The organism is Leifsonia sp. HAY1-4F, from assembly GCF_056755275.1.
In genome coordinates this window covers 1-17,505 of record NZ_JBNDHX010000083.1, presented here as the reverse complement: position 1 = coordinate 17,505, position 17,505 = coordinate 1, and the positions used below count along the sequence as shown (strand labels likewise).

Annotated in this window: 29 protein-coding genes and 1 tRNA gene; 14 read left to right on the top strand and 16 right to left on the bottom strand. The window is 63.5% G+C overall.

From position 1 onward, the window contains the following. The coding region (locus tag ACPYOG_RS14615) for a hypothetical protein (RefSeq protein WP_481294911.1) at positions 1-308 on the top strand (308 nt) is incomplete at its 5' end. Between the two features lie 279 nt (positions 309-587). Here the strand turns inward: ACPYOG_RS14615 and ACPYOG_RS14610 are convergent. After that, positions 588-1,298, bottom strand: a complete 711-nt coding sequence (locus tag ACPYOG_RS14610) for a hypothetical protein (RefSeq protein WP_481294910.1) — start codon at positions 1,296-1,298, stop codon at positions 588-590. Positions 1,299-1,418: 120 nt separating this feature from the next. Here ACPYOG_RS14610 and ACPYOG_RS14605 point away from each other — a divergent pair, with 120 nt between their 5' ends. The 4 genes from ACPYOG_RS14605 to ACPYOG_RS14590 all read left to right on the top strand — a co-directional run bounded on the left by ACPYOG_RS14605 (position 1,419) and on the right by ACPYOG_RS14590 (position 5,066). Then, positions 1,419-2,771 (top strand): hypothetical protein, encoded by a 1,353-nt coding sequence (locus ACPYOG_RS14605; RefSeq protein WP_481294909.1) that lies wholly within the window; start codon positions 1,419-1,421, stop codon positions 2,769-2,771. A gap of 123 nt (positions 2,772-2,894) precedes the next feature. Continuing rightward, positions 2,895-3,374, top strand: coding sequence for a hypothetical protein (locus ACPYOG_RS14600; RefSeq protein ID WP_481294908.1), 480 nt, complete (start codon positions 2,895-2,897; stop codon positions 3,372-3,374). Between the two features lie 359 nt (positions 3,375-3,733). Next, complete coding sequence (locus ACPYOG_RS14595; RefSeq protein ID WP_481294907.1) at positions 3,734-3,919, top strand: helix-turn-helix domain-containing protein; 186 nt, start codon at positions 3,734-3,736, stop codon at positions 3,917-3,919. Positions 3,920-4,139: 220 nt separating this feature from the next. Then, positions 4,140-5,066: a tyrosine-type recombinase/integrase gene (locus ACPYOG_RS14590; RefSeq protein WP_481294906.1), complete on the top strand. Its 927-nt coding sequence runs from the start codon at positions 4,140-4,142 to the stop codon at positions 5,064-5,066. A 348-nt stretch (positions 5,067-5,414) separates the two neighbouring features. On the opposite strand, the gene ACPYOG_RS14585 is transcribed toward ACPYOG_RS14590, so the two are convergent. Then, entirely contained in the window at positions 5,415-5,765 is a 351-nt protein-coding gene (locus ACPYOG_RS14585; RefSeq protein ID WP_481294905.1) for a hypothetical protein, read from the bottom strand. A gap of 356 nt (positions 5,766-6,121) precedes the next feature. On the opposite strand from ACPYOG_RS14585, the gene ACPYOG_RS14580 reads away from it, so the two are divergent. Together ACPYOG_RS14580 and ACPYOG_RS14575 are read left to right on the top strand one after the other, a co-directional pair. Beyond that, the gene (locus ACPYOG_RS14580; protein WP_481294904.1) at positions 6,122-6,631 is read left to right on the top strand and encodes a hypothetical protein; all 510 of its coding nucleotides are present in this window, start codon (positions 6,122-6,124) and stop codon (positions 6,629-6,631) included. Between the two features lie 70 nt (positions 6,632-6,701). After that, on the top strand, positions 6,702-7,091 hold the full coding sequence (locus ACPYOG_RS14575; protein ID WP_481294903.1) for a hypothetical protein: 390 nt from the start codon (positions 6,702-6,704) through the stop codon (positions 7,089-7,091). Here the strand turns inward: ACPYOG_RS14575 and ACPYOG_RS14570 are convergent, their stop codons facing one another. Genes ACPYOG_RS14570 through ACPYOG_RS14545 form a run of 6 tightly spaced genes read right to left on the bottom strand, consistent with a single transcriptional unit; the run spans position 7,092 to position 10,549 of the window. Then, complete coding sequence (locus ACPYOG_RS14570; protein ID WP_481294902.1) at positions 7,092-7,580, bottom strand: terminase gpP N-terminus-related DNA-binding protein; 489 nt, start codon at positions 7,578-7,580, stop codon at positions 7,092-7,094. After that, positions 7,580-8,935 carry a hypothetical protein gene (locus ACPYOG_RS14565; RefSeq protein ID WP_481294901.1) on the bottom strand — a complete coding sequence of 452 codons (1,356 nt, stop codon included), beginning with the start codon at positions 8,933-8,935 and terminating at the stop codon, positions 7,580-7,582. Before ACPYOG_RS14565 ends, ACPYOG_RS14570 begins: the two co-directional genes overlap by 1 nt. Before the next feature lie 21 nt (positions 8,936-8,956). After that, complete coding sequence (locus ACPYOG_RS14560) at positions 8,957-9,340, bottom strand: hypothetical protein (protein WP_481294900.1); 384 nt, start codon at positions 9,338-9,340, stop codon at positions 8,957-8,959. Between the two features lie 2 nt (positions 9,341-9,342). Continuing rightward, positions 9,343-9,954, bottom strand: a complete 612-nt coding sequence (locus ACPYOG_RS14555; RefSeq protein WP_481294899.1) for a hypothetical protein — start codon at positions 9,952-9,954, stop codon at positions 9,343-9,345. 2 nt (positions 9,955-9,956) lie between these two features. Further along, positions 9,957-10,223, bottom strand: coding sequence for a hypothetical protein (locus ACPYOG_RS14550; RefSeq protein ID WP_481294898.1), 267 nt, complete (start codon positions 10,221-10,223; stop codon positions 9,957-9,959). Continuing rightward, positions 10,220-10,549 (bottom strand): excisionase family DNA-binding protein, encoded by a 330-nt coding sequence (locus ACPYOG_RS14545; RefSeq protein ID WP_481294897.1) that lies wholly within the window; start codon positions 10,547-10,549, stop codon positions 10,220-10,222. The genes ACPYOG_RS14550 and ACPYOG_RS14545 overlap by 4 nt, the downstream gene beginning before the upstream one ends. Positions 10,550-11,024: 475 nt before the next feature. Between ACPYOG_RS14545 and ACPYOG_RS14540 the strand changes: the two genes are divergently transcribed. Further along, positions 11,025-11,486 carry a hypothetical protein gene (locus ACPYOG_RS14540; protein ID WP_481294896.1) on the top strand — a complete coding sequence of 154 codons (462 nt, stop codon included), beginning with the start codon at positions 11,025-11,027 and terminating at the stop codon, positions 11,484-11,486. A gap of 44 nt (positions 11,487-11,530) precedes the next feature. Here ACPYOG_RS14540 and ACPYOG_RS14535 read toward each other — a convergent pair whose 3' ends face one another. The 7 genes from ACPYOG_RS14535 to ACPYOG_RS14505 all read right to left on the bottom strand — a co-directional run bounded on the left by ACPYOG_RS14535 (position 11,531) and on the right by ACPYOG_RS14505 (position 14,064). Then, positions 11,531-11,824: a hypothetical protein gene (locus tag ACPYOG_RS14535; protein WP_481294895.1), complete on the bottom strand. Its 294-nt coding sequence runs from the start codon at positions 11,822-11,824 to the stop codon at positions 11,531-11,533. Then, positions 11,821-12,087 carry a hypothetical protein gene (locus tag ACPYOG_RS14530; protein ID WP_481294894.1) on the bottom strand — a complete coding sequence of 89 codons (267 nt, stop codon included), beginning with the start codon at positions 12,085-12,087 and terminating at the stop codon, positions 11,821-11,823. The genes ACPYOG_RS14535 and ACPYOG_RS14530 overlap by 4 nt, the downstream gene beginning before the upstream one ends. Further along, positions 12,072-12,494 carry a hypothetical protein gene (locus ACPYOG_RS14525; RefSeq protein ID WP_481294893.1) on the bottom strand — a complete coding sequence of 141 codons (423 nt, stop codon included), beginning with the start codon at positions 12,492-12,494 and terminating at the stop codon, positions 12,072-12,074. The genes ACPYOG_RS14530 and ACPYOG_RS14525 overlap by 16 nt, the downstream gene beginning before the upstream one ends. Continuing rightward, positions 12,491-13,015: a hypothetical protein gene (locus tag ACPYOG_RS14520; protein ID WP_481294892.1), complete on the bottom strand. Its 525-nt coding sequence runs from the start codon at positions 13,013-13,015 to the stop codon at positions 12,491-12,493. Before ACPYOG_RS14520 ends, ACPYOG_RS14525 begins: the two co-directional genes overlap by 4 nt. Further along, positions 13,016-13,453 (bottom strand): hypothetical protein, encoded by a 438-nt coding sequence (locus ACPYOG_RS14515; RefSeq protein ID WP_481294891.1) that lies wholly within the window; start codon positions 13,451-13,453, stop codon positions 13,016-13,018. A gap of 183 nt (positions 13,454-13,636) precedes the next feature. Next, positions 13,637-13,837, bottom strand: a complete 201-nt coding sequence (locus ACPYOG_RS14510; RefSeq protein WP_481294890.1) for a hypothetical protein — start codon at positions 13,835-13,837, stop codon at positions 13,637-13,639. Continuing rightward, entirely contained in the window at positions 13,834-14,064 is a 231-nt protein-coding gene (locus ACPYOG_RS14505) for a helix-turn-helix domain-containing protein (protein WP_481294889.1), read from the bottom strand. The genes ACPYOG_RS14510 and ACPYOG_RS14505 overlap by 4 nt, the downstream gene beginning before the upstream one ends. A gap of 183 nt (positions 14,065-14,247) precedes the next feature. Here ACPYOG_RS14505 and ACPYOG_RS14500 point away from each other — a divergent pair, with 183 nt between their 5' ends. The 6 genes from ACPYOG_RS14500 (at position 14,248) to ACPYOG_RS14475 (ending at position 17,285) form a co-directional block, all read left to right on the top strand. Then, positions 14,248-14,856 carry a hypothetical protein gene (locus ACPYOG_RS14500; RefSeq protein ID WP_481294888.1) on the top strand — a complete coding sequence of 203 codons (609 nt, stop codon included), beginning with the start codon at positions 14,248-14,250 and terminating at the stop codon, positions 14,854-14,856. Between the two features lie 67 nt (positions 14,857-14,923). Then, complete coding sequence (locus tag ACPYOG_RS14495; protein WP_481294887.1) at positions 14,924-15,241, top strand: hypothetical protein; 318 nt, start codon at positions 14,924-14,926, stop codon at positions 15,239-15,241. Then, complete coding sequence (locus ACPYOG_RS14490; RefSeq protein ID WP_481294886.1) at positions 15,238-15,471, top strand: hypothetical protein; 234 nt, start codon at positions 15,238-15,240, stop codon at positions 15,469-15,471. Before ACPYOG_RS14495 ends, ACPYOG_RS14490 begins: the two co-directional genes overlap by 4 nt. After that, on the top strand, positions 15,471-15,710 hold the full coding sequence (locus ACPYOG_RS14485) for a helix-turn-helix transcriptional regulator (protein ID WP_481294885.1): 240 nt from the start codon (positions 15,471-15,473) through the stop codon (positions 15,708-15,710). Before ACPYOG_RS14490 ends, ACPYOG_RS14485 begins: the two co-directional genes overlap by 1 nt. Continuing rightward, entirely contained in the window at positions 15,700-16,029 is a 330-nt protein-coding gene (locus ACPYOG_RS14480) for a DUF6907 domain-containing protein (protein ID WP_481294884.1), read from the top strand. The genes ACPYOG_RS14485 and ACPYOG_RS14480 overlap by 11 nt, the downstream gene beginning before the upstream one ends. Continuing rightward, positions 16,029-17,285, top strand: coding sequence for a site-specific integrase (locus ACPYOG_RS14475; RefSeq protein ID WP_481294883.1), 1,257 nt, complete (start codon positions 16,029-16,031; stop codon positions 17,283-17,285). The genes ACPYOG_RS14480 and ACPYOG_RS14475 overlap by 1 nt, the downstream gene beginning before the upstream one ends. A gap of 84 nt (positions 17,286-17,369) precedes the next feature. Here the strand turns inward: ACPYOG_RS14475 and ACPYOG_RS14470 are convergent. Beyond that, a tRNA-Arg gene (locus tag ACPYOG_RS14470) sits at positions 17,370-17,442 on the bottom strand. Positions 17,443-17,505 lie beyond the last annotated feature (63 nt).

Here is a 17,505-nt window from a genome sequence, read left to right as displayed (position 1 = left end):
GCCGACGCGGACGCACCGCCGCGAGAGGCGGACGTAACCTGCGCGATTCCTGCGAAAACGACGACCAGTCCATATCCGAGCAACAACACGGCGGTCAGCCTGCTCGGGTTGGGCTTCGACGCAATCTCGACATACTCTGCCGCGTTGCGACGAAGGGCGGCTCGCGTTCGTTCGACAAGTGCTTCGTGCGTGCGTTCGCGGACCGAGGCGTCCACCCTCGGATCCATACCGCGCGCTCCGAGATTTACGAGTTGACGTTGAATCGTGGTGAGCTTGTCGATTCGGTCACCAAGACGCCGGGCACGTAAGTCTCGGGATGCAGTGAAGATGCTTGCCAGGATCCCCAGAACACCGAGAGTCGCAGTGACCCAGTCAGACGGCGTCATCCGGCCATCGAGATGCTCGAGTTCTCATGCCTCCATATTCGCGCGGTAAATCAATTCTTGCCGCCCCCAGTCTGGGCGGCCCATACGCTCAGCTGGCAGGGCTGATCCCCGGAAGTCCCGCCTCGAGCCGTTCATAGAAGCGTGGCCCAGTTGGGGCCGCGACGTTTTCTGCCCACGGGAACGGCCGCTGGGTTTCAACGACTAGACGAGAAAGCCGTCCCGCCGAAAGAACCGGAAGTCTCCGTTGAACTTGAGGGTGTCGCGCACGTTCATCCCTGGGTCACGGACCCACATTTCCACGTCAAATAGCCAGTTTTCAGGACGACCGAGGTCTTCTTCCCTGCCTAAGGCAAGACTGTTAATCTTGCGTTCCCAACTCACGGTCTCAACCTCGTTCGGAGCCAAGACGAGTTCGTCCCCAGAACGAAGCGACAACTCACCTTTCGCCGGACTAATGAACGCTACACCGGCGATGCGGTCTGAAACGTTCTTGACGGTGATGAATGCAGTCGTCCGAAAGGCCGCGGTATCCGTTTCACCAAGTTCAAGCCTCTGAGAAACGGGGACCCAGTCTCCTGAGTCGTCTCGCATTTCGAGCACTCCGGGTCGCGCACGTACGACGACTGTTGGAGCTACCTGATCAAGTCGGGACTCGACCTGCAGACGCTCTGCTCGCTCAAGCGTGGCTTCCTGTACTTGAGCGGCTTTCTGCGCATCTCGAGAGTCGGATTGGGCTAGCTTCAGCTGCTTCAAGCTGGTCTCTTGTTGCTCAATAGCTGCAGTCGCCTGCTGCTTTGTCCAATGGGCAGCCCGGCCGGCAAACGCGGCCGCCACGGCAGCTGCAGCCAGCGTAAGCACCGCAGCGCCGGCGGTAACCCAGTTAGGTATTCCGTCCCAAAGCACATCGACCATGTCCCCAACATGTTTGCAGCCGAGGACGGATGCCCTCATTTCGAAATCGCTATCGGCGCGAAGACAAATTCGCAAGCGAGTCCGCCGAGGCCAGTCGCCCCCGCGCGTCAGAATCAGATCATGTGGCCGAGCTTTGTCGTCACAGGGGGCCTTAGGCGGGATGGCCATGCCTTTCGACCGGAGATTACGTGGCCAGATCTCCGCGTCGTTCTCGACCCGGAAACGGAATTGGACCGGGTGGAAGCCGAGTATGTCGAGATTCTTCGGATGAGACCGACGGGAGTGCGGCTATTTGTCGAAGGAACGCAAGCTCACGACATCGTCGACACCTACTACCTTCCGACTGACCGTTTGAACGGAAATGGTGTCGTCGCGGTGCACACAGAGACGGGACATTCGACGCACGCGTTGCCTGCACTCGAGAACAATCTCCAAGCTGCCTTTAACTGGGCAGAACACTGGAAGCTTGAGCCTCATGAAGCGCGACGGCGGCAAACCTATTCGGAAATTGCGACTGCTCTGCGCGCCGACGTCTTCATAACCGATAACGAGTTTGCACTTGCACGGCCCAACCGGCGCTGGCTTTTCTCCGCGAAACCCCGCGACTCCCTGGCAGTGATTGGACTACACCAACGGCTTCAGGGCGCGACAGTAATTAGTCGTGAACTCTTCGGGGGTGTTCTCGCAACGTGGCAGGTCGAACACACACAGGCGTGGTCGATGGTCCCAGCTTTGCGCGACCGCTTCTACCGGACGCATGACGGCAATGACGGATTCTTGGAGTTGGCGCGTGCGAGTGGCAACCGACTCAAGCGAGTACTCGGGCTTCGAGACAAGCTCCTGTTTGGGAGTATCCATCCGAATGAGCCCAGCCTATTTGGCGATCCTGAAGTCCTCGTCGAGCAGATTGTCCTGAACTTGAACGGAATGTTGGACGCGCTGTGTCGAGCGTTGAACATGGCTCTGGGCCTCGGGATGCAACCAGCGTGGTGTGCGCTAAGTAGAAAGGACTTTCGCGCTCGTTTGGACATGTCCGTGCGTGGGATAATCGAAGACCAAAAGAACCTAAAGCTCATCAAGCTGGTCGGCGAGCTTCGAAATACGATTCACCACGAGGATCTTGGAGGCGGGGGCGAGGGAGACCAGCACGGCCGAACGACCGCTCGGCTGGTGTCCGTCGATGACGAAACCGCAACCTTGCTTCGCGAGGTAGCGGGACTTCTCGGTCGGACCGAAGCCTGGATTGCACTTGACCACCGACCGATCCGGCTTATGGTGCGTCCGGTGAGTCTTGTCGAAGATCTCATTGAGCATGTTTCGCGCATCGCGCAATTGATTGCGGCAGCCGTGGATTGGCCGCCGAGCACGGCCCACGGCGACGCGCCTGGTGAGGATGATCCGAAGAATTGGTCGCTTTACTCTCCGACTGTCGAATTGGTGAATCGCCTCTACGGCTTGAAGGTGAGCGACTGAGTCTTTCCGTCGAGTTCACGAGTCGGCGACCCTTTTCAACGGGCGCCAGAATCCTCAAGGATGTCCCTCTGTTCTTGGACGCCAAGCTCGTGGCCCTCCGTTAAGCTCCAAGCGGAGGACATGATGACCGATGTGGACCACGTCGTCGAGCTTGAGTCGATGCTTGCTGCCCATCCGGGAAAGCTGAAGACCCTCAACGACGAGCTCGACCGCCAGCGCGAGATCTATTCCTCGCGCGCATCATCTGTCCAAGCCAGAGCTGCAATCCTTATCGCGACTGCGGGTCTCGGCGCCGGGCTGCAGTCCGCGCACCTGTCTGGAGGCTGGTATGTTCTCGCGGTCATCTTCGCCGCTGCTGCCGCCGGCTTAGGCATCGCAGCAACGCGTCCCCGTTATGGCGGCGAGATCAATCTCTCATCACTTCGGGACACAGTGTTCTCGTCCGAGGAGAATACCGGCCTATTGAGACTGATCGATGCGAAGATCGAGGTCCATGAGTCCGACGAGAAGCGCCTAAACGCGATGGGCGAGTTCCTTCGTTGGGGATTCATTTCGCTGGCCGTTTCAATCGTCTTCACCTTGTTTGCCGTCCTCAACATCTAGGAAGCCAAATGTCCGATTCGTCAAAGCCATCCCCCGCTCCCCAGCCGAAGGTGCCGCCAGTTCAGAAGGTTCCTGGGCTCGTCTCGAATGTAATCAAGCACAGCTCCAACACGACTACGGACGCCAAGCCGATGCCCAAGCCCGAGAAAGGTGAACCGCGGTGAGCGACGAGACTGACTCCGTCTCGATGCCTGCTGCGATGGCAATCCCGCCCGTGCAGGACACCACTGACCTCATTCGAGGAGTCCTTAAAGCGAGTGGTGCGCCCGTTTCAACGGACGACGATCGGGATCGCTAACTAATCGCTTAGCACCCGGATACTCCACACAATCGTTGTCGTTCGCCGAGTGGCAAGAACGATGGACAAGTTGATGCTTACGCCGGAGGAAGCGGCCGAGGCTCTGGGAGTCGGCAGATCGACGCTGTACGACCTGCTGCGGTTGCAGGAGATCCCGTTCGTAAAGATCGGGCGAAGTCGGCGCATTCCCGTATCGGCCCTGCGGGACTTCGCTGAGCGACTGGCGACGGCGGCGGTGGCCCGATGAGCAAGAACGCGAACGGGGAGGGTTCGATCTATCAGCGCAACGATGGCCGGTGGGTCGGGGCGACCTACGTCCTACGGCCTGACGGCTCACGAAAGCGCAGACAGGTCTACGGGCGGACGCGCGCGGAAGTGAGCACCAAACTGCGGCACCTGATCGAGCAGACGGCGCAGGGGATTCCCGCATTCACTGGCGACTGGACGGTTGACACTTATGCCGCGCATTGGCTCGACTCGACCCGTGGAACGCTGCGCCATCGACGCACTCGAACTACGCGTGGATGCTGCGCAAATACATTCTTCCGACGCTTGGCCGGATCAAGCTCACAACGTTGACTCCCACTCACGTGCGGCACTTCCACGCGGTGGTCGGCTCGGCCGGCGTCTCAGCACGAACCGTGCAGCTCGCTCACGCCGTGCTGCGCTCGATGCTGTCGGATGCGGTCCGGGAAGAAGCGGTGAGCCGCAACGTCGCGAGCCTGACCCGTTCGCCGCGCCGGGAGAAGGTCGAAACGAAACCGTGGTCGCCTGAGGAGGTCGAGACCTTCAGGGTCGCCAGCGAGTCCCACCGGTTGGCTCCGCTGTTCACTCTCGCCTACGGGTTGGGACTACGCCGGGGCGAGATTCTGGGGCTGCGCTCGTCGGATGTCGACTTCAGCAAGCGCCTGATTCACGTCCGGCACACGATGCAGCGGCTCGGTGCTGGGACAGGCCGAGTGTTCGGTCCGTCCAAGACGCAGCGGTCGCGCCGCACTGTCCCAATGCCCGCGATGGTCGTTTCGGCTCTTGAGCGTCAAAGGCATCAGCAAGCTGAGGAGCTGCGACACGTGTCGGGCGAGACAAACACCTACGACCTGGTGTTCACGACGTCCATCGGGACGCCCTTGGAGCCGACGAACCTGCGGCGCGACTTCGATGCGCTGATCGCGAAGGCTGGAGTGCGGCGCATCCGGTTCCACGATCTCCGGCACACGTGCGCGTCCTTGCTCATGGCTGAGGGCGTGTCGCCGCGAGTGGTTATGGATGTGCTCGGGCATTCGACGCTGAGCGTCACGATGGATCTGTACTCGCACGTGATGCCGAGCGCACTGCTCGACGCCTCGCGGGCGATCGATCTGGCGCTGGGCAACGACGAATCCGAGGCGAGCTGATGGCCCTCGCCGCGCGCCTCGTCCGGGCGGGTTGCTGTCACGGTTGCTGTCAATCGGACGTCAGCGCTGCCGGATCGCGCATCGGGGAGGCAAAGAAAAACCCCGCTGTTCGGGCGTTTTGCCTGTTCAGCGGGGTTTTCGTCACTGTCTCAACCAGTGTGCGCCACGAGGGATTCGAACCCCCAACCTTCTGATCCGTAGTCACCGAGGTGACATATCCGCGAACGTCCGCGCGCAGCCTCTGTCAGACGGTGACAGCAATGTGAGAGGCAGCAACGCGGGGCGAACGTCCCCCAACATCCCCCCAAATCCTCAAGTCTGCTCACACATCTGCACACATGCAGGCGATCACTTTCGCATCAGCAGCGACTCCGGGGTGACGCCCAAGGCGGCAGCTTGCGATTCGATCTGCTGGAGGGTGACGCCTCGGCTCTCGTGCAGTGTCGCGCTCGCTGAGGCTGCCTTCGGTGATTGTGCGGGGGAGCGGCGGGTGGGTGGATCCGTTGGCAAGGACTGGAGCCAGTTGTCCAGGTCGGACGCGAGGATCACGGGCCGCGTCGACGGATACCGTTGGGGGAGATCGCCGCGTTTGATCGCAGCTCGCAGGGTGGAACCGGCAACCGATGCGACAGCGGCGGCCTCGGGGATCGTGTATGCATGCTTCCTGTGGTCGATCGGGGGCTTTGAATCGTTGTTCATGCTGGAGCATGCAACCATCGGTCCTGGCACCCTAGAGCGAGTGTGTCGCTCCCGGATGGTGGGGTGCTCCCATTCGGCCATATTTTGCGGCCATTTGGCCTCACCCGCCGCAGATTGACGGTTGATCTGTTACGGACATAGCTAAGCCTCGTTCGCCTGCGGGAAGCTCCCCACATCGGCCTCGAGTAGCTCCTATCCGTCATGAGCCCCTCGCGCTACCATGGCTGCGCAGCGAGAAACGGGGAGTCCCGGCTCCGACCGATTGGTTGGCCGGGGCTCTTCGCCTTCCCCATACAATCCGGTGCGCCCCATCTGGGGAGTACCGTGCGGGCCTGCCCCGGCAATACGATCACAGGATGATGAGGAAGGCTCTCTTCGGGGCTGCGGTGGGCGTCCTCGCGCTCGCCGGGTGTTCCGCGGCCGCCGCTCCTACGCCGACGCCGACGCACACTCCCATCCAGATCGGCGAGGATGCGGCGCTCATCGCGAAGCGCATCAAGGGCTGCGACGACATCCGTGCCGGGGACATCGCGCTAGGCGGACCGGCCTTGGGGTCGACTGCCACCTGCAGGATCGACGGGCACATGGTCAACATCAACTCGTGGACGGACCGGTCTTCGACGAACCTGGACCCGCTGCTCGCGTCCGACGCCCACGAGACGTATTATGCGCGCGGCGACGCGTGGACGGTCACACTCGGAGACGACCCGATGCTGCAGTACCAGCTCACCAATCAGGCGGACAAACTCGTGGCCAGCGCGTTCGACGGGCACACCGACTGGCCCACGGACGCTTCCGCGGAGCAGGACATCTCGAGAGCAGCCACAGCGTCACTCGGCGGAGCGGTCCACCATTTCGTTCCCTGACCGCTCTTCTATATGACACTGCAGGCCCGCGATATTGTCCCGGTCGGTCCGTTCTGCCAAGCTCGGGCCCATGAGTGAAAGCCAGTCGGGAAAGACGCCGCCGGGAGCGGGCTGGTATGACGACGGCAGCGGGAACAAGCGTTGGTGGGACGGACAGTCGTGGGGACCATACGAGCCGTCTGCAAGCTCGACGGAGACCCACGAACGCCCTCAGGCCAACGGTGCGGCGATCGCCGGCCTGGTGCTGGGCATCATCGCCCTGTTGCTGTCCTGGGTGCCGGGCGTCGGCGTCTTTGTCGCAGTGTTCGGGATCCTCTTCTCGGGCGTCGGCTTGTGGCTCGTGAAGCAACGTCAAAGCGGGCGGGGCATAGCCTCTGCGGGGATGGTCTTGTCCGTCGTAAGCGCCGTCATCTTCTTGCTGCTATTGCTGCTCACGGTGACGCGAAACGGTACTGCGTGACTAGGCCGCTGGCTCGGTGCTAGCCCCGATCCCGAGGGCCACCCCGAGCCGCGCGAGCATGCTCGTCGCCTCGTCCTGGCCGAGCGTCCCGTCGAGCTGCTCGAGCTTCACAGCGACGCCGATGTGTGTCTGGATCGATTGGGCGATCTCGCGTTCATTCTGCGGGGGTACGAAGTTGAGCTGTTGCGGCTTCTCGACTCCGACGTCGGTGCGGACCAGCGTCTTGAACTGCGGCGCCTCCAGCCGGTCGTACAGGCTCTCCGCGCGCGTGTACGCCCGTTCCTGCAACGCCAACCGCCGAGCCTTCCCGTCGATCACCTTCGCGTTGTTCGCGGCGGCCACCTGCGCCCGGTCGAAAGACAGGCTCTCCCGCTTCGCCCATGCACTGATCGTCGCCGGCGCGACTCCGAGCTCACGTGCGATCGCGTTACAGCCGAAACCACGGTCGAAGAGTTCGCGAGCCTGGTCGCCCTGCAGGAAAGCACCCATCAGTACCCCGGTTTCCGGTTGTTGGTGAGGACGTCAGCCCACGTCGCGTACGCCTGCGCGACCGCCTGCCATGTCGCGAATTCGGCCGCCAACGCCGCCCACGACCATCCCGTGTTCTGCACGGTGAGGGTGGGCTGTTGCACCTTGGTGATGTCCGCGACGAACTGACGCAGCTCGGCCCCGTACCGTTGCGCGATCCTGGATCGTTGCACCTGCCCGAACGAGTAGAAGCCCTCATCGAATCCGGCGTCGAAGGCCGCCGGGAATCGGAACAGCAGGGGTGTGCTGTCGGCGAGGATGCCGTTGAGGGCGGCCTCGTGGGCGGCGGTGCGGGCCTTGAGCGCGATCTGCTGCGTGTTCCCATACCGGGGCCCTGAGTGGGTTTCGATGGGGAGCGACTGCCCGAGGATTTGGTGCAGGGTCGACGCGGACGCTTGCGTGATCGTGCCGAGGTTCTGCACGGCGACCGCGGAACGATCGGTTGAGGAGATCGGTACCGACAGCGACGGCTGCCCCGGATGGATCAGCCACGCCTGCGACGACGCGAGAGTCGAGGGTGCTGAAGTGACGTCGATCGAGGCTGGCGGGACGTAGTTCGTGACCTTGATCTCACCGACACGCCAGTAGTTCGGCGGGTTGTTGAAGTGCTCCTGCACCTGCACGGTCGAGAAATCGGACGACGCGATCCCGCTGACTGTGTAGGTGGTCGCGCTGCCGCCGGCAGTGACACCGTTTACGGTGATCGAGGTGCCGTTGAAGTCGATACTGACGCCACTCGCCGCCGCCATGCTCGTGGAGTGAACGGCCGAGTCTGTTAGCTGCGAGTAGACACATATCGTGCCGTCGGCGGTCGTCGCAGATATGCGCAGAACGACCTGCCCGGCGGCATTCACAAACTGCACACCAGACTGCTGCGAGTCTGCGAGCGTTGCGTTCTGGATTGCGATCGAAGCGATGGACACGTGGTACGACGCGGGCGTTACCGACCGGCTGATGATGAAAGTTCCGGGTGCGCTTGCGTTGAACTGGAGTAGGCCGCCCGCGACGGCGAACTTGGTCGTATCGCCGGTCCAGTTGGAGAGGGATGCCCACAGCTCGTCCCAGAGGACCGCCCCAAGCCCTCCGTACGTCGCGATGAACTCGTACGACACCGGCACCCCATACGGGGCCAGGTAGTCGTACACGACCTGCGTGTCGAACCCGGGCGCCGGCTGAGTCAGTGTGGGGGTGGAGACACCGTTCACGATCCGGTTCAGCACCGCCGTCTTCATGACGTTCCCGGCCGGGACGGTGCACGTCACCTCCATCCGAGGAGGGGTGAAGGCGGCGTTCGCCACCACAGACACACCAGTCATACCGTCGCTCCGCTGCCAGGCTCAGTCGGTCTTGCCGAGGCTGTCGAGCTGGCGGGCCTGCTGTTCGAACTTGAGACCCTTGAGCTGCAGGTCGAACCAGTCGAGGCCGAGGGTGTCGAAGATCTCCGCCGGCGACGGCGTCTGGCTGATCCAGCGCATCTGCGACTTGGCGAGCTCAACCGCGGCTTGTGGGTCGTCGAATCCCACTCGCTCGCCGTTCTCGAGCTGCACCCGGTCGCCGCGCTGATCGATCACGTCGACCAGGCCGGCGACGAGTTCCCCCTTCACGAGAGCGTAGAAGTTTGGGTCGGAGAGCTGCTGGTGAGTGACGACACGGCCGCTGATGTCGGCGACCCTCGTGGGGAAGCCGAACGGGCTGAGGTGGTTGTAATCGAGTTCGGACATGATCAGATCTCCTTCAGCCAGTCAGCGGCGACGCCACCGGACTGGTTACGTAGGCGGGACTTGAGGGGCGCGATCAACGCTCGGACGATGTCGGTCGCAGGGACGAAGTCGTAACGCTTGCCGCGGATGGTGAACCACGACGCGCCCGGCAGCTGCGGGAACACCTGCGCCTTGAGTCCGTCGGCAGGATCCGTGTAGTTCGTCTGTTCGCTGGCGTACTGCGCGATCGCCCACACAGCCCGGTTGCGTTCGACGAGCATGTCGAGAGCCTTCTCGATGTGGGGAGCGGCCTGCTCGATCTCTGCCCTGACCTCGTCGAGGACGTCCTGCGTCGCGTTCTCAAGGTAGTTGGCGATGAGGTTGGCGTACTGCTCGTGCCGGAGTTCCTCGGCGCGCTGAGCGGCTTTCTTCTCGGCGGCCTCGCGGCGGATGCGCGCCCAGCCGGTGCGGCGCTTGGCGTCCTCCAACTGGTCGATGGTGATGGACTCGTCGCCGGCGCGGGCTGCGGCTTCCAGCTCTGCGGCGAGCTTGTCGGCTTCGAGGATCTGCTCGTCGGCCTCGGCGATGATCGACTGTGGGGTGACAGTGGTGGGGTTGTGCTTCGCGGTGCCCATGGTCACGCCTCGCTCGGGCCGAAGAGCTCGTCCAGCATTCGCTTGCGGTGCAGCTGGGCGCCGAGTTCGTCGTCGGTGTACGTGACCTGGGGGTCGGGGGCACCGAACAGCTGTGGATGCAGCGCGCGAGCCTCTTCCTCGGTGATCTCGACGAGACCGTGGTTCAGGTACGGGCGTCCGTTCTCGGAATACGCGGTCATGTACTTTTCGACGTGCTCTTCGGTGACAGAGTGCACCGCTCCGAGCTCGTTCTTGATGTACTTGGTCATTTGGTGCTCCTCGGGGTGGGCCGGTCGATGCCATCCGCGTCGATCAGCCAGAGGCGGCCTACACGGCGGGCGGGGATTCGGTTCTGGGAGCACAGCCGGCGGACGTACTGCTCGGTGCATCCGATCCGCATAGCTGCCTCCTTGGGTGTTAGCTCCAGCCTGGTGGGCGGCTCGATGGCTGGTTTCGGCAACGAAACAGCTGTGTCGTCTGCCGTCGTCTGGAGTTGGGCGGCCTCCGCGGTCGCCTGCACGAACTCGAGCAGCCGGCTGACCTCATGCCCGCTCTGCCTGTCGCGGCGGACCATCTGCGAGGCCTTCCCGGACACCCACGCCCACACCTCAGGTGGGGCCGCGATAGAGCCGTCAGACCGTACCCTGAACAATGTGCGGGGCACTGTCGCTCACCCCCGAGGCCTTCGAAATCGGGGGGCCTGAGGGTGAGACGCTTGCGCTATGGAACATTACAAACTGCCCGCAGAGGGCAAGACCCTGCACCTTCGCCGCCTCGGGAGGCGCATCAGCATCACTGGCACCGGACGAGATGCTTGGTGCGTAGATTCGGGAGGCGTCTGCGGGGAGCTGGTTCGATCCGACGGGCGCCTCGCCTATCGCGACCAATTCGGAGCGATCGTGGCTCCCGAGCGCATGATGCTCGCACACTGCATCTGATTGAGTGTCAGAGCGCAGCCTCACAGGCCTTGCAAACACTGGGCTCTGCGCGGCGTGTGAGCCGTGTGCGAGCGCTCGGCTAGCATCGAAGTCGTGGCAATCGGGGACCTGGCGACGTGGATGGGTGTCGGCGTGGCGATCCTCACCGGCGTGTCCGGGTGCGTTCTGGGCATCCTGGGCTATCGCCAAGCGGGACGTGCCACAGCGGTCGCCGAACGAGTCGCTGCGCGAGACGAAGAAGATTGGGTCGTGCAGTGGGCACCGCCCGAGTGGCGGGCAGAGCTGTCTGTGCTCGTGCTGTGGAACATGGGACCCAAGCCGGCTCTCAATGCGTCCGTGATGGTAACCGGTGGCGGCCTCCAAGTCGCGAGCCCCCAGTACCCCCAGGTGCAGGCGGGCAGCGATGTCACCTTGAAGCTCGAGGCGATTGAACGGCAACACGTCGAGCACGCAGCCAAATATCCGACGCCGCTCAATAACTTCGGTGGATACGATCCCGACAGCCGCTTCGGCCGATCGCTCCGCGTAACCGTTCGCTGGAGAACCGAGCTTGGGACGGCCCGGCAGCAGGAGTTCGAACTCGTCGCGACCTAGCCTTGCGCGTACGCGCGCGTAAGGGGCCGAATGTTCGCCGCCGGTCATGCTTCAGACTCTGGTGGGTTGGTGAGGATGTCGCGGAGTTCGTTCGCGAGGAGTGTGAGGGTGATCATGTGTCGGGTGCCGTCGTCGCCGACGAATTTGACGAGGAGGCGTCCGAGGAGGGCGCAGGTGGCGGAGAACAGAAGCACGAGTTCGTCGATTGGGTCGTCTTGGGCTTGCGCGTGGAGTTGCGCTTCGTGGAGGGCTTCGACGCTGTTGTCGTCGAGGGCTTCGAGGATGTTGGACCAGATGATGCGGGTTCGGGTCTCGTCGTTCGGGGTGCGGTCGGTCATGGGTTGTTCCCTTCGAGGGCTTCTTCGACTGCGTAGTGGAGGGCGATGTGTTCGAGGAGTTGTGGTCCGCCTTCGAGGTGGGTGACGAATCCGGCGGAGATGATGGCGAATGCGACTGCCAGGTCTTCGAGTTCGGCTGAGCCGTTGACGCGTGATCGAATGTGTTCGAGGAGTTGGGGCTCGGTGTCGCCGCCAAGGACGCGGCCGAGTAGGTCGCTTGCGATCTGCGCGGTCTGGATTTTGGTGTTCATGCGATCACCCACCGTCGTGCGGCTGCGCCCGTGGAGGAGACCCCGTTGCGGTCGAGTTCGCGGAGGATCGGGTCGCCGGTCACGGGGCGGGAGAGCTCTGCTCGGGCGGTTCGGACGCGCTGCGCGGTGCGGGTGCCGCCGCCGGCGCGGTAGTGGGCGAAGATTTCGTCGTCGGTGAGGGGGCCTCGTGCTGCGACGATCGCGAGGACCTTGACGCGGACTTCGTTGGCGTCTGGTGCTGTGATTCGGGCGGCGTCCCATGACGGTTCGGGGTCGTGGGAACGGACTCGCCGCTCGAGGTTCGGTGTGGCGGAGGCTTCGTGGGCGGCTGTCGCGCAGTCGGGACAGCCGCGTGGCGGCCAGGGGCTGCCTACGTGCTCCGCGCACAGCGCTACGGTGTCGATGTCGTTCGTGGTCATGATCTCTCCTGGTTCGGGTTTTCCACAGGCGACAAGTGAGATGCCTCGTCGAGCTGAGGTGTTCGTCCGGGTAGTTCCTGAGATGGCTCGTAGGTGGTTCCTTGGGGGTAAGCGAGACTTCCTGCTGAAGGAAAGGACGGCTTACCGGAGTGGGGTAAGCCGGGGTTACCTTCGAGGGGTAAGGCGCCCTTACCGAAGGTGAGTGCGTATTCAGCCCGTCTCCCGGCGCGTCCGCGCTCAAGACGTTCGATCGCACCGCTTGCCACGAGCCCCTGCAGCGCGACCTTCACGAGTTGGAAGGCTGATGCGCGCGCGGCGATGGCTCTGGCGTCGGCGGTCGTGCGGTCCGCAATGCGATGCCCGAGTCCGAAGGCTGACTCCTCGCGGGCGGCGAAGTAGCGGGGCGGCTGGTCCGAGTCGAGCGCGGTGAGCGCCATCCACAGCAGTAGCCGAGTCTCATTCGGCTTCAGACCGTGTGTGGCGGCATACACGAACGCCTTCCCGACCAGCTGCGCGCCCACCTAGCCGTCCTCGCCCTCAATGTCCTCGCCATCCTCGAGGGCAGGCACGAGAGCGAGCAGCGGCCGACGTGGGGGAGCGAGTTCCGCGCGGCGAACCGGATCCAGCAGGTCCGGGTCGAGGCGGGGGAAGATCGTCCACTGCAGCCCGTCTTCCTCGATGCTGACCGCCACGGGGCTGCCGTCGTCGTATCGCCAGAGCTGTCGTGCTGCCTCGCGTGTCGTACGCATCACACCGACCTCGCGGTCATGGGTGACGCCTGGAATGTGCTCGGCGAGGCCCTCGACCAGTAGACGTCGGGCAGCGTCCAGCGAGCCGACTAGCGGGTCGTTCTCGTCAAGGTCGTGGTCGACGATCAGCTGCTCGGTGACGCGCCCCAAGAGGTCCTCCACCCGCAGAGCGGTGTGCTTCAGCGTGTCGAGGGGGCTACTTGGCGTCATGGGTCACGTCCTCACCGAGGAGACGCAGTAGGGCCGGCACAGGCACGAGTACCCGACGCGAGAGCCGCAAGCTCGGGAGGCTGCCATCCCTCACGGCTGCGTATGTCTGGCGGAGCCCCATCCCTAGGATTTCGGCGGCTTCCGGGATGTCGATCGTCGCCCGGCCACGAATATCGTCGAGAGTCACTTGCTCACCGCCTTGAGCTGCCCGCGCTTGATAAGCACGGCGACGTCTTCGAGGACGTCTCGTTCGTCGAGACCAAGGCGCTTGGCTGTACGGCGAATGTCAGGCGTGCCGCGGGACATGAATTCCAAGATGCGTTCGCGCCTACGGATCATCTCTGCCGCACTTTGCGGCGTCGGGTCGGAGTGCGTGGTGGTCATATGCCCGCGACCTCCCTGAGCTGGTCGAGCAGGTCGGCATACACAGCCCGACGTTTTCCCTGAGGAACCCGCTCGCCGGACTCCCATCGCGCAACAGTCACGCGGTGGACGTCCATCTCGTCAGCCATGCGCGCTTGGCTCACTCCGGCAGCCCTTCGAATGGCACGAGCCATGTCCGGCGGCGGCAGCCTTCGAGCGGCTCTAACCTCCTCGGTCAACGTGTTCATCAACATCTCCTTGATACATCTTGACTTCAGGCGCTCATGCGACTGTGACCCAACAGTGACATGCAATGCGGCGCAAATGTGGCCAAATGTAGCAATCGGTGTATCGCGTTGCGACACCTAATGAGACGCACGCCTGACACGAGATGTTGCGTAACTGTGACGCTCTCGGCTACAGTCGGCAGTGTGGAATACGACCTCATCCCGACTGTGGGCAGCGAAGGCTGGCATCTTGCGCAAGGCGGCGACTTGCCATGCAGGGTCTGGTTCCGTCTCGGGCGCGGTCGCGACGGCCAATGGATCTGCACCGAAGTGAAGATCGATTCGAAGCATCCGATCACCTCGACCATGCTTCGGAAGATCCCAATGTCGGAGATCGTTGATCGACTCCTCAACCAGCAGCTCGATTACATGGATCGAGGCGGTCCGCTCGACCTCGCGACGGGGCTACGGGAGTGGTACGACGGTCCAATATCCGGATTCACTGCCGAAGAGCTTGCGGCCGGGGGGGCGACCGCGCACCTGTCGAAGGACGAGGTGCGCTCGCTCTATCTGGAGAACAGTGTCCGGACGTCGTCGGAACCCAGACCCCAGCGTGGAGGGACGGGCCCGACAGCGACGGAACTGGAGCGGTTTGCCTCCGCCTATAAGCGAGCCCTCCAGACGGACCGCCGGCACTCGATAGCGAAGACGCTTGTCACTCTTCGCAAAGAGCACGGACTAGTGGTTTCGCGTGCGACCGCTAACCGATGGCGCGAGGAATGCCGAAGGCAAGGCCTCCTAGACCCCAAATAAAAAGAGCCCCCGACCTGTTCGCGCAGGCCGAGGGCATCGTCCGAATCACATGAAAGGGAGAACGGACATGTCAATTATCGCAATCAACCACACCATCGAGGAATGCGTCGAGCCTGCGTGCATCCACTCGGCTCACGAGGTCGACCGGGGCGACGCGGAAGACCAGGCATTCCACGAGACGGCGGCCATTGAGGCCGGCGAGGTCGCGTACGAGGGCCGGAAGGCCTACAGGGTCCGCGTGACCCGTTTCGACAACGAAGACCAGTGGTACGTCGACGCCGAGGTCCGCAACGCTCTCAGCGCCGCGGACGCGCTCGCTCTTGCTGACGCGATCCGGTTGCAGGCCGGCGTCGCAAACTCGCTCACTGAGGAGATGAGCCGATGAGCGCGACGGCGCGTGGGCTGAAGCTGAAGCTGAAGCCTGAAGCGGTCCACGAGTTGCACCATCTCGCGGGAACAGCCAGCAAGGTCGACCTCGCCACGACGATTGGCGCAGACCCCGCAGAGTTCGCGATGGTTGCCACGGGCCGTACCAGTCCATCGCTCGCGCTTGTGGCGCGCATAATCGTGGCCTTCCCGCAGATGTCGCTCTCGTCGCTCTGTCTGGAGGCCTGATGGACGAGATCGAGGATGCTGTCCGCCTCTACTCGGTGCGCACCGTCGCTGAACGCCTCGAGATGTCAATGGTCTGGGTCTACGCCCAGATCAATTCAGGCGCCCTCCGCTCTGTCGAGCTGGGCTCAACTCGCGCGAAGACCCGGGTCCGCGCCGATGACCTGCAGGCGTTCATCGACGCGCGCACGTTCCGCCGTGGTCCCCGATCCGACGAGGAGGTGATCGGCGATGAGCGATGAGCGCCTCCCCTGCCCTGTGGTCTCCTGGTGTACGGGACATCCGCAGTCAGACATCGATCGTATGGCGTGGGACGACATCATTCACGAGGGCGAGCCCGAGACCTTGCTCGAGCTCGCCGGCAACCGCGAAGATCTGGTGATCGAGCGACAGGCCACCACGAAAACTGGGCGCCAGTTCTACTTCATCTACGGAGACGTGGCGCTCGAGGCCGAGGTCCACGACCTGGAGACGCTGGCGGCGAGTCTTGAACTCGCCGCCAAGCGGCTCCGCGACGTCGCCCGGAGTGCCCAAGGCGGCAACGACAGGAGGGTCCACTAATGAGCGGAGACATCTACAGGCGCTGCGGTTGCCGCGACGCGGCCGGAAAGCCGTACCCGGCTCTTCCCGACCGTCCGAGCCCGCAGGCGAAGGCAAAGGCTTGCCCGAAACTGCTTAGCGACCCGAAACACGGATCGTACGGCTACGCCATCTCCGGCGGTGTGGACCCCGTCACCGGGAAGCGCCGACAGCCGCGCAAGATGGGATTCAGGACGAAGGCGGAAGCGCAGAAGGAACGCGCCGCCGCACTGACAGAGGTCACCTCCGGCCGGTGGAAGGGTCACCAGACCGTCAACGTCGCCGAGTACCTGAATTCGTGGCTGGACCGCGTCAGCAGCAAGCTGAGGCCCTCCACGGTGAACATGTACCGCAGGTACGTGCGCGACGACATCGTGCCCGCTCTCGGCCGTGTGCGGCTCGCCGAGCTGCGGCGGCCGCAGGTGGACAAGTTCATCCGCGACCTCGAGAAGGCCGGCCGCGGGGCGACGACGATCCGTCGTATCCACGCCACCCTGTCGAGCGCACTCAGCACCGCGGAAACCCTCGACCTGGTCGACTACAACGCCGCATCCAAGGTGGCGTTGCCGTCAGCGCGGAAGATAAAGATCGCCGTGTGGGAGCCGTCCGTCGCCAACGTCTTCCTGCAGAAGGCGGCAGAGTACCGCCTGGGGCCCCTGTTCGAGCTCGCGGTGCACAGCGGGCTAAGGCGCGGCGAGATCTGCGGACTTCGCTGGTCAGACGTCGACCTGGACCGTCGCGAGCTCGCCGTGCGGGTACAGCTCACGCAGCTGTCGAGCGGAACACTGGAGGGGCCGATCAAAACTGACGAAGGGCAGGACCGTGTTGTCTCTCTCGGTGACGAGGCGGTCGAAGCGCTGATGGTGTGGAAGCTGCGTCAGGACATGGAGCGCGATGCGCTCGGCCGTGCTTACGTCGAGTCGGGGCGGGTGTTCACGTACGAGACGGGCCAGCAACTGCTCCCGCAGTACGTGACCCGGACGTTCCTCTCGATCGCGGAGGCGGCGGGGGTGCCGCGGATTCGCTTCCACGATCTGCGGCACCTGCACGCGTCGCTGCTGATCGCGGCCGGCGTGCCGCTCGCAGTCATCAGCAAGCGCCTCGGTCACACGACGATCTCCGTGACGTCGGACCTATACGGGCACCTGCTGCGCGACGCAAACCGTCAGGCCGCGGAGGCGGTGTCTGCACTGCTCGCGAACCCTTCTGCACACATCGCGCTCGCACAACGGTCGTGACCCGGTCGCTGGAGTGAAACGAAAAGCCCCGCTGATTCGGCTAAATGCCTGTTCAGCGGGGCTTCTCTACTGTCTCAACCAGTGTGCGCCACGAGGGATTCGAACCCCCAACCTTCTGATCCGTAGTCAGATGCTCTATCCGTTGAGCTAGTGGCGCATGATCCGCACGGACCGGGTTAGAGCCTGTCTCTTATACACATCTGACGCTGCCGACGACGGA

Excerpts from the sequence above, each read along its gene's own strand:
- ACPYOG_RS14610 (WP_481294910.1), bottom strand. The coding sequence starts at position 1,298 with ATGGTCGATGTGCTTTGGGACGGAATACCTAACTGGGTTACCGCCGGC.
- ACPYOG_RS14605 (WP_481294909.1), top strand. The coding sequence starts at position 1,419 with ATGTGGCCGAGCTTTGTCGTCACAGGGGGCCTTAGGCGGGATGGCCAT.
- ACPYOG_RS14600 (WP_481294908.1), top strand. The coding sequence starts at position 2,895 with ATGACCGATGTGGACCACGTCGTCGAGCTTGAGTCGATGCTTGCTGCC.
- ACPYOG_RS14595 (WP_481294907.1), top strand. The coding sequence starts at position 3,734 with ATGGACAAGTTGATGCTTACGCCGGAGGAAGCGGCCGAGGCTCTGGGA.
- ACPYOG_RS14585 (WP_481294905.1), bottom strand. The coding sequence starts at position 5,765 with ATGAACAACGATTCAAAGCCCCCGATCGACCACAGGAAGCATGCATAC.
- ACPYOG_RS14580 (WP_481294904.1), top strand. The coding sequence starts at position 6,122 with ATGATGAGGAAGGCTCTCTTCGGGGCTGCGGTGGGCGTCCTCGCGCTC.
- ACPYOG_RS14575 (WP_481294903.1), top strand. The coding sequence starts at position 6,702 with ATGAGTGAAAGCCAGTCGGGAAAGACGCCGCCGGGAGCGGGCTGGTAT.
- ACPYOG_RS14570 (WP_481294902.1), bottom strand. The coding sequence starts at position 7,580 with ATGGGTGCTTTCCTGCAGGGCGACCAGGCTCGCGAACTCTTCGACCGT.
- ACPYOG_RS14565 (WP_481294901.1), bottom strand. The coding sequence starts at position 8,935 with ATGACTGGTGTGTCTGTGGTGGCGAACGCCGCCTTCACCCCTCCTCGG.
- ACPYOG_RS14560 (WP_481294900.1), bottom strand. The coding sequence starts at position 9,340 with ATGTCCGAACTCGATTACAACCACCTCAGCCCGTTCGGCTTCCCCACG.
- ACPYOG_RS14555 (WP_481294899.1), bottom strand. The coding sequence starts at position 9,954 with ATGGGCACCGCGAAGCACAACCCCACCACTGTCACCCCACAGTCGATC.
- ACPYOG_RS14550 (WP_481294898.1), bottom strand. The coding sequence starts at position 10,223 with ATGACCAAGTACATCAAGAACGAGCTCGGAGCGGTGCACTCTGTCACC.
- ACPYOG_RS14535 (WP_481294895.1), bottom strand. The coding sequence starts at position 11,824 with ATGACCGACCGCACCCCGAACGACGAGACCCGAACCCGCATCATCTGG.
- ACPYOG_RS14525 (WP_481294893.1), bottom strand. The coding sequence starts at position 12,494 with ATGACCACGAACGACATCGACACCGTAGCGCTGTGCGCGGAGCACGTA.
- ACPYOG_RS14515 (WP_481294891.1), bottom strand. The coding sequence starts at position 13,453 with ATGACGCCAAGTAGCCCCCTCGACACGCTGAAGCACACCGCTCTGCGG.
- ACPYOG_RS14510 (WP_481294890.1), bottom strand. The coding sequence starts at position 13,837 with ATGACCACCACGCACTCCGACCCGACGCCGCAAAGTGCGGCAGAGATG.
- ACPYOG_RS14505 (WP_481294889.1), bottom strand. The coding sequence starts at position 14,064 with ATGAACACGTTGACCGAGGAGGTTAGAGCCGCTCGAAGGCTGCCGCCG.
- ACPYOG_RS14495 (WP_481294887.1), top strand. The coding sequence starts at position 14,924 with ATGTCAATTATCGCAATCAACCACACCATCGAGGAATGCGTCGAGCCT.
- ACPYOG_RS14490 (WP_481294886.1), top strand. The coding sequence starts at position 15,238 with ATGAGCGCGACGGCGCGTGGGCTGAAGCTGAAGCTGAAGCCTGAAGCG.
- ACPYOG_RS14485 (WP_481294885.1), top strand. The coding sequence starts at position 15,471 with ATGGACGAGATCGAGGATGCTGTCCGCCTCTACTCGGTGCGCACCGTC.
- ACPYOG_RS14480 (WP_481294884.1), top strand. The coding sequence starts at position 15,700 with ATGAGCGATGAGCGCCTCCCCTGCCCTGTGGTCTCCTGGTGTACGGGA.
- ACPYOG_RS14475 (WP_481294883.1), top strand. The coding sequence starts at position 16,029 with ATGAGCGGAGACATCTACAGGCGCTGCGGTTGCCGCGACGCGGCCGGA.